The organism is Candidatus Accumulibacter meliphilus (assembly GCF_036625345.1).
GTDB lineage: Bacteria > Pseudomonadota > Gammaproteobacteria > Burkholderiales > Rhodocyclaceae > Accumulibacter > Accumulibacter meliphilus.
In genome coordinates, this window is sequence record NZ_JAZKTZ010000016.1 from 51269 (window position 1) to 67368 (window position 16100).

Consider the following 16100-nt stretch of genomic DNA (forward strand, 5'->3'; position numbering starts at 1 on the left):
TTGATTTGAAAGAGGCGGTTTTCCGGAGGTGAAATGTTGTGCCATAATAGTTTTGCCGTTCTGGTTTTTTCCCTTGCATTTCTTGTACGATCGTGGGCATGTATATCCGACAGACACGAACGAACAACAAGGTCACCGGCGAGGGCTACTTCACCTACCGGCTGGTGCGTGGCGAACGCATCGCAGGCAAGGTCCGTCAGATCACCCTGCTGAATCTCGGGCGTTATTTCGCAATCAAGCAGGAAGACTGGCCGATACTGTGTCGTCGTATCGAACAGTTGCTACAGCCCCAGGAAGCGCTGCTGCCGTTGTCATGCACAGGTCATATCGAAAGTGCGGCCCAGCGCTACGCCGGGCAGCTGATCGTGCGGGCACCGATGAGCGACGCGTCGGCGACAGAGGCCAGCGACCCTGCCGAAAACCCGCGTCCGCCGGTGACATTCGTCGAAGTCGATGTTGACTCGCTGCAAACGATGCAGCCGCGTTCGGTCGGCGTCGAGCACGTCGGCCTGCATGCGCTGGCCGAACTGGGCATCATCGACCAGTTGCGGGAGTTGGGCGTTAATGGCGTTCTGTGGGCGTCGATTATCGGCAATTTGATCGGCAGAATGGCCCATCCGGGCTCCGAGCGGGCAACCTGGAACTGGCTGCAGACGCACAGCGCCTTGGGCGAACTGATCGACGTCGACTTCCTGTCGATGTCACACATGGGTCTTTACCGGGGTTCGGACATCCTGATGAAGCATCGGGAGGTGATTGAAGCACGTTTGTTTGGCCGCGTTCGCACGCTCTTTGGTTTGGAAGAGACGATCACGCTCTACGACCTGACCAACACCTACTTCGAAGGCGAAGTCCCGAGCAATCGCAAGGCCAAGCGTGGCCGTTCCAAGGAGAAGCGTAGCGATTGCCCCTTGGTGACCCTTGGCCTGGTGCTCGACGGCAGTGGTTTTGTGCGCCGCTCGCAGACCTTCGAAGGCAATGTCAGCGAAGCCGGCACGCTTGCCGGCATGCTGACCGGCTTGGCCGCCCCGGCAGGGGCGCTGGTGATCATGGACGCGGGCATCGCCAGCGAAGCCAATGTCGCCTGGCTGGTCGAACACGGTTATCGCTACCTGGTCGTTCGTCGCGGGGGAACCCGGCAGTTCGATGAAACACAGGCGATCACGATCGAGACCGCCGACGAGCAACCGTTGCACTTGCAGAAGACGCTCAGTGAAGACGGTCAAGAGCTTCAGTTGAATTGCCATTCACCGGGTCGCCAACTCAAGGAGGAGGCAATGCTCGAATCCTTCAGCCAGCGCTTCGAAGCCGGATTGCAGCAAATGCTCGATGGCCTGGCCAAACCGCGTGCCGAGAAACGCCCAGACAAATTGCTCGAACGACTCGGTCGACTGAAGCAGAAGAGTCGCGGCACCAGCCAGCATTACACGGTAAACCTGGTGACGGACGAGTCGGGCAAGCGCGTCACCGGGATCACCTGGCAGAAGGTGCCCCGCGAGGGGAGCCAGGCGACACACCCAGGCGTTTATTGCTTGCGTACCAATCAACTCGACTGGGATGAAGAGCGGCTCTGGCGCACCTATACTCTGCTGACTGACCTGGAAAGTGTGTTTCGCAGCCTGAAGAGCGAGCTGGGCTTGCGCCCGATCTACCATCACAAGGAAGATCGCGCCGACGGCCATCTGTTCATTACCGTGTTGGCTTACCAGTGCGTGCAGTTCCTTCGCGTCAAGCTGAAGGCGGCTGGCATTCACGACAGTTGGACGACTTTGCGCGAGACCCTCTCGATGCAGTGCCGGACGACGACGACTTTCCGCCAGCGCGATGGCCGCACGCTCCATGTCCGCAAGGCCACCAACGCCGAGCCAGAGCAAATGGCCATCTATCGCGCCTTGGGCATCCACTCACAACCCGGAGGACTCCGAAAACTGATCGCCTGACAGCACATTACGCGCTTGTTGTGCCATTAGAAATTCATTTGCCCTGCAAGCAATTGATTATGCAAGAGGTTTTTTGGGGTAGGTTAAACAGGGGTTGGACGAAGCCGCTACGCGGAGGAAACGGCGGCGCTGTAGTCGTGTTGAAGTCAAGATGTCACCTCGCCCCTCATCCGAGGGATGTTCATGATGAATGCGAGGTTACCGCAAGATGGAAGACATATCCGCTGTCGCAACGACGAATTTTGACACGAACTACGAGCTCCACCAGAAGCACCTGACGCTCAAGGGCTTGCAGCCGAAGACGATCGAGGCGTATTCGCGCGCCGTGCGCCGGGTGGGAGACTACTTCGCTCATCAGATCGACGATCTGAGCGAGTCCGACCTGTTGGATTACTTCGCCGACCTGCGTGAGACGCACTCCTGGAGTTCGCTCAAGCTCGATCTGTACGGGCTCAAGTTCTACTACGAGCACGTGCTGAAGAAACCCTGGGTGGCGCCCGGTCTGATCAAACCGCCGCGCTCGCAGCGCCTGCCGGACATCGTCACGGTCGAGGAGACCGAGCGGATTTTTCTGGCCACGCAGGTGCTCAGTTACCGGGTCTTCTTCTTCACCCTCTACAGTCTCGGCCTGCGCCTGGGCGAAGGCTTGCGGCTGACGGTCGCCGACATCGACGGCGCGCGCGGGCGTGTGCATATCCGCGATGCCAAGGGCAACAAGGATCGCCTGGTGCCGCTGCCGACGGCCACCTACCAACTCCTGCGCCGTTTCTGGCAGCGCCACCGTCATCCCGTCCTGCTGTTTCCCAATCGCCGCGGCGGCTCGGCGGGAGCACGCACGGCCAGGACGCCGCTCGACCGCGGCGGCGTTCAGAAAGCACTGAAAGCGGTGGTCGAATCCTGCGGGCTAAAAAAAACATTTCGCCACACAGTTTGCGCCACGCTTATGCCACGCACCTGGTCGAGGCCGGCGTCGAGCTCACCGAGGTGCAGCGCATTCTCGGCCATCACTCGATTCTCACGACCGTTCGCTACACCCATCTGACGGATCAAACCAGGCATCACGCCATCGAGCGCATCAACGCGCTGATGGACGGCTATCGCGTGGGCAAGGGGACGCCGCGATGATCCGCTTCGGCTCTGTCATCGCCCAGTTCGAAGCGGACTTCATGACGCAATTTCGCCACCGGCTGAGCTTCGAGCAGCTTCGGGCGCTCTCGGCGATGCGCGATTGCCGCAGCCCGGCCAGCCCGATGATGCAGGTCCAGTGCGAAGGCTGCGATCACCAAAAACTCGTTCCGCATTCCTGCGGCCATCGCCTTTGCCCGCACTGCCAGCACCACGAGAGCCAGCAATGGCTGGAACGTCAGATGCAGCGCCTCGTCCCGGCCGACTACTTTTTGCTGACCTTCACGCTGCCGGCTGAATTGCGTGGGCTCGCTGCAGCGCACGCCGACGTCGTCTTCGATTTGTTGATGCGCTGTGCCTGGGAAACGGTGCACCGCTTTAGCCAGAACGACCGGCAGTTACAAGGCACGCCGGGGGCGATCGCGGTCCTGCACACGCACTCGCGCCGGCTCGACTTCCACCCGCATGTCCATCTCGTCGTCCCTGCGGCGGCGCTCGATGCAGCGAAGCAGCGCTGGCGACGCAAGCGGCGCGGCAAGAACGGCGTCTATCTGTTCAACGAGAAGGCGATGGCCAAGGTGTTCCGGGCAAAAATGCTGGCGGCGATCGAGGCGGCCGGCATTTGCTTGCCGGCGTGCTATCCGCGGGAATGGGTGGCGCACTGCCAATCGGTGGGCAGCGGCGAGAAGGCGCTGATCTACCTCGGTCGCTACCTCTACCGCGGTGTCATCCGTGAACAGGACATCCTTGCCTGCGAGAATGGCCGGGTGAGCTTCCGCTATCGCAACGCGAAAACCGGCAAGTCGGAAAAGCGCTCGCTCACCGGTGCTGATTTCCTCTGGCTGATTCTCCAGCACGTGCTGCCCAAAGGCTTTCGCCGCGCGCGCAATTTCGGCTTCCTGCACGCCAATTGCAAGCGCCTGATCGGCTTGCTGCATCTCTTGCTGAAGTTCGATCCCAGCCGCTTCACGCCACCGCGCAAGGAGCGGCCAGCGATGCTTTGCTCGTGCTGTGGCGCCGTGATGGTGATCGTCAGGACGCGGATTCGATCGACGTCGTCCGGTGTCGTTGCTGTGCCACCGGTCGTTGCGGTCGCCATCTGATCATGTAATCCGCCTTCACAGCGCTATCTGGCCGCGTTCGGGACTTCAGTTTCCCCAAGCTGATTGATGCGGTCGCCCGGAGTTCGGTGGCCGGGACGCCAAAACGGCCGGATTCGCAAGATCTTCGTTGCCTGTCCAGCAGCGCGCCGGGACTTCTCGCTCCCGGCCCTCCGGCGTTTATGCCTGCGTGGTAAATCCAAAAAAGATATTTGCAGAAGGGGCGCTCAGCCCTCCGGCCCGGGCTCGTCCAACAAACGGATCAGATCGTGGCTGCGCACGATCTATCCTTATTCGTTGGGCAATGACCCACCGATCATCGTCTTCGATTACCAGCCTAGCCGGGCCGGGGTGCATGCAGTGAATTTCCTGGGTGCCTGGACAGGGGCCTTGATGGTCGATGATTTCGGTGGCTACAAGGTCTTGTTTCGGGGTCAGGTGATCGAACTCGCCTGTTTGGCGCATGCCCGTCGCAAGCTATTCGAGCTTCACCAGGCAAACGGCAGCCCCATCGCCGCGGAGGCGGTGCGTCGTATCGGTGAGTTGTATGCGATCGAGGCCCAGGCCAAGGGGAAGACGGTGGAGGAACGGGCGCTTCTGCGCAAGACGTACAGTCAGCCCCGGCTGCCTGCCCTGCAGCTGTGGCTCTTGCACACCCGAAAGTCGGTGGCCGATGGGGGTGGCTTGGCCAACGCCATGGACTACAGCTTGAACCGCTGGGCCGCCTTCGCCCGCTACGCGGAAAATGGCTTCTACCCGATCGACAACAACCCCGTCGAGAATGCCATCCGACCAATTTGCGTCGGGAAAAAGAACTGGTTGTTTGCCGGTTCCGAAGCCGCCGGAAAACGTGCGGCGGTGATTCAGTCTTTGCTGCAGACCGCCTGCCTGAATGGCATCGAGCCCATGGCCTGGCTGACCGACACGCTGGAAAAGCTCCCCTCGTGGCCGAACCGCCGCATCGACGAGTTGCTGCCGATCAAACTGCCTGCCTGAGCTGCACGCGGAGAGGTGGGTGCGCTGCGCGCTTACCCTTGTCCAGCAATGCATGGTCGATGTTGTCAAACAGGCCTTTGATATCAAACTCCAGAACCCAGGAATACTTCCAGCATCGTTCCCGCGTTACCCCCACGGCGTCCAGCGCCGATCTTCCGGGCCGGTAACCGTAGGAATCCGGTAGAAACTTGGCTTCTATCCCGGGCTTGTTAGCGGCTGTGTAGATCCGCAGAAATCTGGCGGCACTAAATGGCGGCGGAATTTGGCGGCGAAGTGTGCGATGTGACGTATACGAAACAGGGGCCCGGCGGGCCCCTGAGTCTTGAGAGTGTTGATTTTGGTTAGAACGGCGGATCGCTGACCCGGACATCGCGGCGTGTCACGCGATCCTCTCGGAACTTGGCCTGCAGAGCGAGCTCGTAGTGCGCCCAGATCCGATCGCGCAGATCATCAAGCAACTCGATGACCGCCAGCGCCTGATCAGGCGACCAGCGAGAGTCGATGAGCAAGTCGAGACCGTCATGCAGGCCGGACGGCGGATGAGAGTGCTTCACGTCGCCGCCTTCGCCGAGCGCTTTCTGGATCTGGCGGCGGCCTGTTCCTGGGCCTCCTTGCGCCGATACGACTCCCCCTTGATGGCGAGTATCTCGGCGTGATGGACCAGGCGGTCGATCATCGCCACCACGCAGCTCGCGCCGGGGAAGACCTCCGGCCATGCGGAGAACGATTTGTTTAATGCGGAGTTGAAGATTATGCAGAGCCCCGTGGTCAGAGGCTCTGATTTGATGCTATTTCTTGGGCTGTTCACTGCGCATAAGGGAGCGGGTTTTGAGCAGGGCGATCAGGTGATCGGTCGCCTTGAAGCGCCCGGAGCGTAGTTTCGGCGGGATGATGGATTCAAGTGCTTCAAGCTTTACCGACGGATCGACGCGGGTGTACATCTCGGTGGTCTGGAGATGCGTATGCCCTAACCAAAGAGACACTTTTCGGAGATCCTTGGTCGCCTGCAAGACCGTCAGCGCGCAGGTGTGTCGCAAGACATGAGGGCTTACGCGTTTGGTCGACAGCGAGGGACAGTGCTGCGATGCCGTTGCCACGTGTTTATGCAGGATGTACTCGAAACCGGAACGTGTCATCGCTTCGCCTTGAGCATTCACAAACAGTTCGGGCACCCGCACGTCTCCGCGTACTGCCAACCATGCGCGTAGAGCGGAGGTGGTTTCCTTCCACAACGGCAAGCAACGTTCTTTTCTGCCCTTACCATGAACGAGTACGCTTGCCTGCGGCTGTAAACTCAGATCGGCCAGTTGCAAGCCGACCAACTCCGACACGCGCAATCCTGCCGCATAGCAAAGATGGAGCATGGCGCGGTCGCGGATGCCTTCTCGATGGTCGGGCACGGGCGCGTGCAGAAGCGCTTGCATTTCATCACCTGTAAGGTGACGAACCAGCCGCGTTTCGGCCTTCTTGAGCGGAATCGCCAGGACGCGCTGAATCTGCTCCATCGCCGAAGGAACGCGATAAGCCACGAAACGCATGAACGAGCGGATCGCGGCAAGGCGCGTATTTCTCGACGTCGCTCCATTGCCGCGCGTGGTTTCCAGGTGATTCAGGAAGGCGCTTACCAGACCGGCGTCGAGCTGCTCAAGGTTGAGCGCACAGGGTGCCACCTTGAGGCGATCGCTGGCGTACTCAAACAGCAGCTTGAATGCGTAGGCGTACGACTCACAGGTGTTGTCGCTGGCATTCCGTTCGAGGGGCAGGCGTTGTTGGAGAAAGGCCGTGATGTGGGGTGCGATCGGAGTCGTGGTCATGGCCGCTCTCCGGTGAGGAAGCGTTCGCACCGCTCGGCGATGTTTCGCATCAGCTCCGGCGTTGCTTCAAGGTACCAATACGTGTTGGCCGCCTGGGCATGACCGAGATAGGTTGACAGCGACAACAGATGTTGCGTGATGTGATCGCGATCATCCGGACAAGTCTCCAGGGCCCGGACGGCGAAGGTATGGCGCAGCGAATGCGGCGTCGCACGAGGCTGCCCGCGATTGCGTGGCAGACCGATTTTCCGGGCGGCCGTCTGGAATGCGGATTCGACATTCCCCAAGCGCAGCGGCTTTCGATGCATGGAGACGAATAGGTGAGGATCATCGAATGGAGGCTGACGACGTCGTCGTTCGAGATAGCGCACGAGGTGCGCTTGGGCGGTGTCATGGAGCGGAACGAGGCGGCTCTTGCGGAATTTGGAGGATCGAATCACCAGCCCATCAGCGGTGACGTCCTCATAGCACAAGCCGATCGCCTCCGAGACGCGAAGGCCTGTGCAGGCAAGTAACGCGAAAAGCGTGCTGTAAGTGTCGCGCCGCAAGCCCTGGTAAACCGGCTGAAACGCTGCCGCCACCAAGCGCTCCACTTCATTTCTGGAGAGGATGTAAGGCGTTGGCCTTTGCCGCGACTCGCCACCAAAAACGGGCTCGGGTAGCTCATGGCGTGGGTCTTCCGCTCGCATGTAGCGGGCAAAGCGGATCACCTCGCCGAGCCGGCGGGCGCGTTGGTGAAGCGTTTGGGAAAGTCCGGCCCACTCGATGGCGATTCGTGAGCAAACGTGCTCTTCGCCTCTCGCGCTGGAGAAAGCCGCGAAGCTGTTCAGCAGGTGGCCCTCGGAATGCAGCGCGAATCCGCACGCGCGGCGCACAGCCAGATACGACTCTACCGCCTTCCTTAACATGATGGCATCTCCGACCAGGGTTGGGCAATCTGCCGCAAAGCGCTGACATCCACCTTGGCGTAAATCTGCGTGGTCTCGATCGAGCGGTGGCGCAGCACCGTGGCGATATCCTGTAACGAAGCTCCTTGCCGCAACATTGAGGCAGCCAGCGAGTGACGAAGTACATGGGCGGCGCCCCGGCTGGGGCATTTGACCTGAGCTCGGCGCATCGCTTGTTCGACGATCACGGAGACGGCACAATGATTCGCGAAGCCTCGAAACGGCGCACGAGCACGAAGAAAAACGGCGTCGACATCGCTTCGTGGTCGTCCCTCCAGCAGGTAATCCGCAACGGCTTGGCCGACCTCTTGGGTAAGCGCAAAGCGTGTGGTGTGTCGGCTCTTCCCGCAGACCGTAATCCAGGCGCCCTTCCAGTCGATATCGGCCAACCGCAGTTCAACAATGTCACCAGCGCGAAGGCCAAGGCGGGCCAACAGAAGCAAAATGGCGCGATCGCGCTTCCCGAGCGGAGTGCTCAGATTGCACGAAGCGATCACACGCTCCACGTCATCACTTGGCAGATAGCGTGGTAGCGACGAAAGACGCCAATGCGCGACAACCGGAATCGCCGCATCCAGACCCGCGGGGCACTGACCTTCAGCGATCAGAAAACGCAGGAACATGCGCACCGCTGTTGTACACTTCTTGGCCGCCGCCCACCCGGACTTCTGGACTGCTTCAAGGACAAGCTGCCGCAAACCCTGCGCATCCAGACGACGCGGATCACCGCCGACACGAGCGATCAACCGCCGCAGCGGGATGCTGTAGTTATACAAGGTCGCCGCACAGGTTCCGCGTTGCTCACGCATCCACTGCTCGAATGCGCAGAGCAAAACCGGTTCGGTAGAGCCCCGTGTCGTCGCGCAGGCGACACCGCTGCCCGCCCGCTGAGCCTGTTCCACAAACAAGCGCGCCCCACGCAACACATCGCGCCGGTTGCCATGACCGTAGCCTGGGCACCGACACTGCTTCAGATGAAGAGCGAAGCGTGAAACCACCTGATCGTCAAAACCGTCAGCAGCTATGCCCGCCTTGCCTGCCCAATACAGAAAGTGTTCCGCCCCACGAATATGCCTACGAGCCGTAATGCGCGCATACCCCGCCTCGCTCAGCGCTTCCGCAAAGCCAGCGAGCAAATCTCCGCCAGGACCACCGCGAAGCGCTCGAATTCGTCCACAAGAATCAAAAAATCTCTCGAACATGACCTCTCCTTTCATGGATACCTTTGGCCGGATGACCATCGATATTATGTGGAGTGGATCAGCCTGGGCTGCCGCCATGCTCTCTTGATTCAACAGGGAAATCTTGCCGTTCAGAGCCCTTGGCTCTGCATAATCTTCAACTCCGCATTAAACAAATTATGCGGTGCACCGCATAATTTGTTGGTCGTAATCAAGGTGCTCTTCTTCTCGTGACGCCGGTTGATCAGCTCGAAGAGCAAGTCCGCGTGGCGGTTGGAGTAAGAGAGATAGCCGACCTCGTCGATGACCAGTAAATCAGGTGCCGCATAGCGACGCAGTCGGTAACGCAGCGCCGAGTCACTGTCCAGGCCGGCCAGATCACCGAGCAGCTGCCCAGCGGTGGCAAACAACACCGTGTGTCCTTCCAGGATTGCCTGATGCGCAATGTTCTGAGCGATCATCGTCTTGCCCAGGCCGCTGCTGCCGACCAGGAGGACGTTGGTCGCCGCCGGCAGGAAGTCCAGCGTCATCAGTTCGGCGATCGCCCGCTGATCACACTGCTGCGGCCAGGCCCAGTCGAAATCGGCCAGCGGCTTGAAGCGCCCGATATGGGCGCAGCGCAGCCGTCGTTCGAGCGAGCGGCGGGCGCGTTCGCTTTCTTCCCAGGACAGCAAAGGATCCAGCCAGGGCTGCTCGGCACACTCGGCCCAATGCGCGAGGAGGCCATGCAACTGCAAAGCGGCCGCCCGTTGGCGGTGGGTGTCATTCGTCATCCGGCGTCCCTTCCATCAGCTGATCGTAGTCATCAAGCTTGTGCGGGCGCACCGGGACATCCCGCCGTTTCAGGTGCTCCGGCAAAGGCACCGCCAGCGGCGGCGGTTCCGCCTTCGCCTGCCGGCGCTTCTCCAGGGCCAGCCGAACCGCATTGGGATGCGGCACGCCCCGCCACAGGGCGTCGGCAATCGCCGCCGTCAGTTCGGCCACGCCGTAAGCTTCCAGCAGCTCAGTCAGCGCGCGCACCGTGCGTCCCAGCGGTTCGCCCCTGTCGACCGCTTGCGTCAGCAGCTCGCGGCTCGTCGGCACCGCCTGCACCAGATGATCGGTGCCGCGATGCGCGCTCGCTTGATGCTTATGCGCAACCAGGGTTGCGATGTGTTCGGGGACTTCGATCTGTTGCCGGCGGTCATAAGTGCGTCGATGCGTCGCGACCACGGTCTGGCCATCGAGGATGCGTACCTGATCCAGGCTGGCAGCGACCGTCAGCGTGCGCGCAACGCAGGTATGCGGGATCGAGTAGTCATTCAGGTCGAAGCGCACGTAGGGCGTCTTGCCGGCGCAGACGGCCTTGACCTCGTCGGTCGGGAAGGCGTTCCCCGGTAGCGTCAGCAGGCGCGTTCGCTCCTGCTCGAAAGCCTCATGCACCGTCAGCGCCTCGTCCTCCGGGCAGCGCCGCTCACCCGCAGGCCCGCTGACCCAAGCGTCGGCCTGGGCATTCAAATCGTCCACATCCGTGAAGCGGCGGCCGGCGAAGAAGGCATCGCGGATAAAACGCACGGCCCGCTCGACGCGTCCCTTCTCGTGATTATGGGCTCAAGCCCATAATCACGAGTATGGTGTGGTCAAAAATATGTGCTGCTCGATAGCAATCTTGGCCAAGGCAATGTCATTACGGAAATCGAACAGCACATAGTATTCGGCTACAAGGTGCGGACGAATGCCATCAGGTCGGGCTGGTCGCGCCAATGCTTTTGTTCTCCCGCATCGCTTTCTACTTCACATGCCGCCAGCGCCCGCGCCTTTGTTTCCAGATTGATCTCGGCGCAGATATTGGTTGTTGTCAGCGAAACGTGTCCAAGCCAGCCGCGTATCGTGTTGATGTCGATTCCGGCCTGAAGCAGCAGCGAGGCAGTCGTGTGGCGTATGACGTGCGGGTGAACATTCTTGCCAGCCATTGACGGCGCCATGGTGCAAGCGCGAGCAGCGCAGCGCTTGACCAGCGCATGGATGCCGGAGCGCGTCATAGTCTGGTGGAAACGGTTGAGGAACACCGGTTCGGGTGTGGTCCTTCCTTCGGTTTGCGAACGCAACTCGTCGAGCGTGGATTGCCAGAGGGGGCAGCGGCGTTGTCTGTTCCCTTTACCGGTAATGCTGACTGATCGCGTGTGCCAGTCGACGTCGCCGATCCTGAGCTGAGCTGCTTCGCTTGCGCGCGCGCCGGAGTTAAACATGAACAATAGCAACGCATGTTCTCGGCGCCCTTGCGCAGTAGGCACGTCGGATGCGGCGAGGAGAGCATCCATTTCCGGTTTGTTGAGATAGCTGATCTGCGGGTGGCTGGTTCTCTTGATGGGAATCAAGTGGATCTGCGCCCACCAAGCGACGTATTCCGGTGCATGTTCGCCGATGAAACGGGCAAGGGCATGAATGCCGCCGAGCCGCTGGTTGCGTGTGCTGACCGCGCAGTGCCGTTGTTCTTCCATGTGCGTCAGAAACAGACGCACCATTTGCGGGGAGAGATCGTCCACCGTCAGACGGTCGATCCGCTTGTCGACCTTGGTGGCCAGATAAGGCAGCAACAGGAGGAGCATGTCGCGGTAGCTTTTCTGGGTATTGATGGCAAGGTTGCGTTCGGCCACCAGATGTTCGATCAGGAATCGCCGGATCCAGGGACCCAGCATGGATGATTTATTCATGATGCTTCTCCAATGCGTAAGTTTCGAAACGCTTGCTCGCTTCGTTTAACAGATCGGGCGTCAGTGTAAGGTAGCGCTGGGTGGCCGCTAGATCGATGTGGCCAAGATAGGTGGAGAGTTGTGGCAATAACAGCTGCAAATCCGCGCCGCTGCGATACCAAGCGATCAAGGGGTGCACAGTTCCCGCATGGCGAAGGTCATGCAATCTGGGCTGGCAGGCTGGGCCACCCTCGCGCCGGACATTTGCCAGGATGCGCAGTCGCTGAAACGCGCGTTGGACAGCCGATTGGTTTAATGGACGACCATCGCGGAAGCAAAAAAATGGCGTGTTGGGTTCGTTGTCGAATGCCTGGTTGCGTTGCCGGGTGTATCGTTGCATCGCGCCGTTCAGGTCTGCTCCAAGCGGGATCAGCCTCGACTTGTAGAATTTGCTCTCCCGGATACACAGAACGGCGCCTTCGAGGTCAACGTCTTGCATGGTCAGCCGTAAGGCTTCGCCATGCCGAAGGCACGCGCCGTACAAGATCAATACCGACAGAAACGTTGGTAGCCCATCCTTGTCCTTCGGCGTACCGGAAGAAATTGCGAAGCGTGCTCGCAAGTGCGTGCAACGATGTCCTGGCCCAGCCGTGCTTGCCCTGATACGCCAGATAGGCATCGATATCGTGAATGGTGATGGTATCGAGCGTCGTGTCGGGATGCCAGACCGTCGACAGAAAGTTGACGATCTCGCCGCGGCAGTTTGTAATCGTGACAGGTGAAAGTCCCCGCTGATCATGCATGAAATCGGCATAGTGATCAATATAGCGGGTGAACGGTTTCTGCTTGGGTTGATGTTCCTTCAGCAGTCCCAGGAAGCGCAACCAGGCCGTGGCCGTATGTATGAACAACCGGCGCGAGCTCTGGGAATCGTTCGTTCGTCCGCTTCGAGTGAGACGAACCCGATGGTCGACCGCAAAAGCGATTTCCTCGTGCGTTATTGGCCCCGGCCGGCACAAATCCATGCTCTTTGAAAAAACTAGCAGAATCCAGGCGATCTTCCGGATCGACATGGGCGAATATCCCTGTTCCTGACAATGCAAGAGGAAGCGCTTCCTCGATTCCAGGCAGGGAGCCAAATTGTGGGCTGCAAGAACATGCGGCTGTGTAAAGAGAGTCTCAAACATGATATTCCCCAATTGATGAACGGTGGAATACCAGTATTGGCCTAAAATTATGTCGTGGTAAAAATCTCAAATCGAGCGGTAACGCAGGGCAATTGAGATCCACCACGACATATTTTTGACCACACCATACTCATTCCCCCGCGCCACCGCCACAGGGCGCGGATCGAAGCGGTAGTGACTGGCCAGGGCCAGCAGCGTCGGATGAAAGCGGATGACCGAGCCCTGGCGCTCAAGGACCGCGCTCTTGAGATTATCGTACAGGGCGACCCGCGGGCAGCCGCCCCAGGCGGTCAGCGCGCCGACGTGGCCACGCAGGAAATTCTCCATGTAGGCGCCGAGATAGAAGCGCAGGAAGATCTGCCGCGACCAGGAGAGGACAGCGACGAAGGCCATCAACGGCCGGCGTGCCCGACCGATTTCCAGGTGGCCGAAGTGACCCCAGTCGACCTGCATCTGTTCGCCCGGCAGAGTGCGCAGCCGCAGATAAGCTTCGGCTTTCGGGCGCGGTCGGTGACGGGCGATCAGGTGCCGGAAGTGATCCGGGCGTCCCGGGTAACCGCGACTCTTGACCATGTCGTACACGCGGGAGGCGCGTAGGCGCGGAAACTGCGTCAAGGTTTCGAGGATGAACGACAGGTAGGGATCGATCACCGACGGACGGCGAACGGGCCCAAGTGCCGGCAAGCCGGCTTGGGCGAGCACGCGGGCGACGCTGTCGCGATGCACGTGCAGTTGGGTCGCGATGGTGCCGATACGCCAGCGTTCGGCGTGGTAATAACGCAGGATCTGCGCTTCAATCTCGGGGCTGAGAGCCATGTCTTCTCCGGTCGGGTGGGTGACGGCGAATCCGACGCTGCAGAAAGTCCTGGCGCACCCCGTCCGGCAAGGGACGATGACAACGACAGCAGTGCCCTGGCAGGGGTGCGACCGGCAACGTCGGTTCAAAGGGGAGTTGATCAGGAGCGACCCTGGGTGGGGAACCCTGATGCGTCACTTTCTGTTGCCGGGCCCGGTAACGACGCTGGCGTTCGGCGTGGGCGTGACGGCCGCGCCGGCTGTCTTGATAGCGGCGACCCGAAGCACCGGTGGCCTGTCGGCGTGCCTCGTCGGCACACTGCGTGGTGCAGTAGCGCTGACCACGATCACAGTGGCTGCAAATGAGCACAGCTGTGCGGCAAGCGGCGCACAGGTAACGTCTTCCAGGGAGATCCATTGGCCGTCCCGGCCAATGGGAATCAGACGGCGAGGTGCGCTTCGTGAAATACTAGGCAGGCAACGTCGCCGCTGTGGGGGCTACGGGGCGCGGCATCGGGTCTGGCTTCGCGGTTGGGACCGGTGTCGCGCCTGCCTTTCCACCGGCCGCTCCGCTTTCTACCGCATCGGCAACGCGAACGCTACTGCCACGGGGGTTATGCCGGGCCGCAGATCAGATCCCCTTGAAACCCCATGAGTCGATAGCCGACGGCGCTCCCCGATCCCTGGTCGCCCATTCCTGCCGCGCTTCGCTTGCCAGACGACGGTTTGCTGCGCAACCCGTCCGCCGGGAGCCTGGCCGGCGGCAAACCGGAAAACCGGAAAACCGGCATATACATGCTTGGCTGAAAGTCAAAAGCGAAAGCAAACCGACTGGCTTTCTCGCCTCGTCAGGCCGTCGACGCCAGATTTCTACGGAAAAGCGACACCGTTAACAGGGCTCTATCAACCGCTTGACAACCGTCTGTGCCACACGATCTGCCACCGTTGGAACACCCAATATGCGCTCCCCGCCATTCTTCTTGGGAATGGCAACCGCTTTGACCGGCGGCGGAAAGTAGCTTCCCGACGACATCCGGTTCCAGATCTTGTAGAGGTTTCCCTTCAGATCCTTCTCGAAGTCGCCGATCGATTCCTTATCCACCCCTGCCGATCCCGCATTGGCTTTGACCGCTTGATACGCTTCGTACACCAGCCATTTGTCAATGGCAAATGGTTTTGTTGCACTCATCCGTTTCCTCCTGTTGCCAGTTGAACGCCAAATGCAACCGCTTGATCCGACCCCTTTGCTCCAGCCGCATTACCAGTCTTCATCGCTCGTACGGGTCGGTCCGTCCCAGTGCTCCGCATCGGTACTCTCGCCTCGTGGTTTCTGCCCCTTGTGCTTCTCCCTTGACATCGGAACGACTGGTTCCCGCAGTTCCACACAGAAGCCTGGATCAGCTTCACGCCTCCTATACGCCGGCCGCCGCTTGCCCAGTAATCAGGTGCCCGGCAAGCTTGTCCCAGAAGGTGGAATCGCCTCTGGTTTTGACGACAACTCCGGTTAACGACGCGTCATCGAAGGTTCACTTTCGTTCGTCTCTCTGATCCATACCTGCCCAAGGTAATCCTTGAACTCTTGCCCCAACGCTCGCTACCACGGCTCTTGACCGCAGCAGCTTGGGGTGGTTTGAGGCCCGCTCTTGAAAGCCGACCCCGAGGGACCTACCCTCATCTCCCATGTAGCTTTCTACACAGCCAGTCAGTCCATGCTGAACTTCCTTTCCGTGTGCCTGCGGCACACATTCCACGGTCCCCTGGACACCCTACCGCTCGCCACTTACCCCGTTTGCAAGAAGCCCGAAAGCGGCGTAAAACCGACCCATCCGAAACCGCTAAAACAGCCACTTCTGCTGGCCGCATTACGCCGCGATTCGCTGGCCTGATGTGCCGCAAATTGACAGTTCCCGGCCCTTCCTGAGAATCCTCAGTGATTTCACGCGCTTGAGCTCGGCAGACCTCTTGTAACGCAAGCGCTGGCTGTGGTCTCGCACCGCTTGTCCGTGGCGAACGTCGCCAGTAGCCTGGGTGTTCCGCTCGCCAAGCCTGCACCCGCGCGACATTCTCCGGGCCGCGAAAGTAGTCCTGGTTCTCCGGTTTGGCGGGCCAGGCGCGACGACTCGCCGCCTGACTGGCCTTCCGACAATCCGCTTTGGAGCAGTACTTCTGGTGGCCCGCGTTGCGCGCATCTGCTGCGAAGAATTCTCCGCAAAACAGACAGTTGTGCCGTCCCTGGTGTGCCATGGCTCGCCCTCCTTGCGCCGCATCGTGCAACGCAAAGACATACGACACGGCGCTACTGCGAGTAATCTCGGGAAGGGGAAAAACGAAGAACGAAGAAGA

11 protein-coding genes and 7 pseudogenes are annotated in these 16100 nt (G+C 60.3%); 5 read left to right on the forward strand and 13 right to left on the reverse strand.

Features of this window, described 5'->3' with window-relative positions; translation table 11 throughout:
• Window positions 1–98 precede the first annotated feature (98 nt).
• The 5 genes and pseudogenes from V5B40_RS22790 to tnpC form a co-directional block, all read left to right on the forward strand.
• A complete protein-coding gene (locus tag V5B40_RS22790) occupies window positions 99–1940 on the forward strand; it encodes an IS1634 family transposase (protein WP_332356701.1) in 1842 nt (613 codons plus the stop codon).
• A 208-nt stretch (window positions 1941–2148) separates the two neighbouring features.
• Entirely contained in the window at window positions 2149–2982 is an 834-nt protein-coding gene (locus V5B40_RS22795) for a tyrosine-type recombinase/integrase (protein WP_332353823.1), read from the forward strand.
• Window positions 2910–3065, forward strand: a pseudogene (locus V5B40_RS22800) (tyrosine-type recombinase/integrase); the annotation flags it as partial. The gene V5B40_RS22795 and the pseudogene V5B40_RS22800, both read left to right, overlap by 73 nt.
• A complete protein-coding gene (locus V5B40_RS22805; RefSeq protein WP_332353824.1) occupies window positions 3062–4168 on the forward strand; it encodes an IS91 family transposase in 1107 nt (368 codons plus the stop codon). The pseudogene V5B40_RS22800 and the gene V5B40_RS22805, both read left to right, overlap by 4 nt.
• A 237-nt stretch (window positions 4169–4405) precedes the next feature.
• A pseudogene (gene tnpC / locus V5B40_RS22810) lies at window positions 4406–5161 on the forward strand (IS66 family transposase); the annotation flags it as partial.
• A gap of 28 nt (window positions 5162–5189) precedes the next feature.
• Here tnpC and V5B40_RS22815 read toward each other — a convergent pair.
• The 13 genes and pseudogenes from V5B40_RS22815 to V5B40_RS22875 form a co-directional block, all read right to left on the reverse strand.
• Window positions 5190–5351 (reverse strand): annotated as a pseudogene (locus V5B40_RS22815) (reverse transcriptase domain-containing protein); the annotation flags it as partial.
• A gap of 151 nt (window positions 5352–5502) precedes the next feature.
• Window positions 5503–5715 (reverse strand): hypothetical protein, encoded by a 213-nt coding sequence (locus tag V5B40_RS22820; protein ID WP_169068692.1) that lies wholly within the window; start codon window positions 5713–5715, stop codon window positions 5503–5505.
• Window positions 5712–5894: pseudogene (locus V5B40_RS22825) on the reverse strand (ATP-binding protein); the annotation flags it as partial. The gene V5B40_RS22820 and the pseudogene V5B40_RS22825, both read right to left, overlap by 4 nt.
• Before the next feature lie 55 nt (window positions 5895–5949).
• Window positions 5950–6975, reverse strand: a complete 1026-nt coding sequence (locus V5B40_RS22830) for a tyrosine-type recombinase/integrase (RefSeq protein ID WP_332356703.1) — start codon at window positions 6973–6975, stop codon at window positions 5950–5952.
• The gene (locus V5B40_RS22835) at window positions 6972–7556 is read right to left on the reverse strand and encodes a tyrosine-type recombinase/integrase (protein WP_332356704.1); all 585 of its coding nucleotides are present in this window, start codon (window positions 7554–7556) and stop codon (window positions 6972–6974) included. Before V5B40_RS22835 ends, V5B40_RS22830 begins: the two co-directional genes overlap by 4 nt.
• A 320-nt stretch (window positions 7557–7876) precedes the next feature.
• Complete coding sequence (locus V5B40_RS22840; RefSeq protein ID WP_332356705.1) at window positions 7877–9217, reverse strand: site-specific integrase; 1341 nt, start codon at window positions 9215–9217, stop codon at window positions 7877–7879.
• A gap of 56 nt (window positions 9218–9273) precedes the next feature.
• Window positions 9274–9876: pseudogene (locus V5B40_RS22845) on the reverse strand (ATP-binding protein); the annotation flags it as partial.
• Window positions 9866–10657, reverse strand: a complete 792-nt coding sequence (locus tag V5B40_RS22850) for a Mu transposase domain-containing protein (RefSeq protein ID WP_332356707.1) — start codon at window positions 10655–10657, stop codon at window positions 9866–9868. The gene V5B40_RS22850 and the pseudogene V5B40_RS22845, both read right to left, overlap by 11 nt.
• A gap of 143 nt (window positions 10658–10800) precedes the next feature.
• On the reverse strand, window positions 10801–11796 hold the full coding sequence (locus V5B40_RS22855) for a tyrosine-type recombinase/integrase (RefSeq protein WP_332356708.1): 996 nt from the start codon (window positions 11794–11796) through the stop codon (window positions 10801–10803).
• Window positions 11789–12325 (reverse strand): tyrosine-type recombinase/integrase, encoded by a 537-nt coding sequence (locus V5B40_RS22860; RefSeq protein WP_332356709.1) that lies wholly within the window; start codon window positions 12323–12325, stop codon window positions 11789–11791. The genes V5B40_RS22855 and V5B40_RS22860 overlap by 8 nt, the downstream gene beginning before the upstream one ends.
• Entirely contained in the window at window positions 12261–12962 is a 702-nt protein-coding gene (locus tag V5B40_RS22865) for a site-specific integrase (protein WP_332356710.1), read from the reverse strand. The genes V5B40_RS22860 and V5B40_RS22865 overlap by 65 nt, the downstream gene beginning before the upstream one ends.
• A 114-nt stretch (window positions 12963–13076) precedes the next feature.
• Window positions 13077–13778 (reverse strand): annotated as a pseudogene (istA, locus tag V5B40_RS22870) (IS21 family transposase); the annotation flags it as partial.
• 874 nt (window positions 13779–14652) lie between these two features.
• A pseudogene (locus V5B40_RS22875) lies at window positions 14653–14946 on the reverse strand (hypothetical protein); the annotation flags it as partial.
• Between the last annotated feature and the right edge of the window lie 1154 nt (window positions 14947–16100).

Bases quoted from the DNA above. Each gene is read 5' to 3' on its own strand.
- V5B40_RS22865 (WP_332356710.1), bottom strand. From the start codon at position 12,962: ATGTTTGAGACTCTCTTTACACAGCCGCATGTTCTTGCAGCCCACAAT.
- V5B40_RS22855 (WP_332356708.1), bottom strand. From the start codon at position 11,796: ATGAATAAATCATCCATGCTGGGTCCCTGGATCCGGCGATTCCTGATC.
- V5B40_RS22830 (WP_332356703.1), bottom strand. From the start codon at position 6,975: ATGACCACGACTCCGATCGCACCCCACATCACGGCCTTTCTCCAACAA.
- V5B40_RS22790 (WP_332356701.1), top strand. From the start codon at position 99: ATGTATATCCGACAGACACGAACGAACAACAAGGTCACCGGCGAGGGC.
- V5B40_RS22805 (WP_332353824.1), top strand. From the start codon at position 3,062: ATGATCCGCTTCGGCTCTGTCATCGCCCAGTTCGAAGCGGACTTCATG.
- V5B40_RS22795 (WP_332353823.1), top strand. From the start codon at position 2,149: ATGGAAGACATATCCGCTGTCGCAACGACGAATTTTGACACGAACTAC.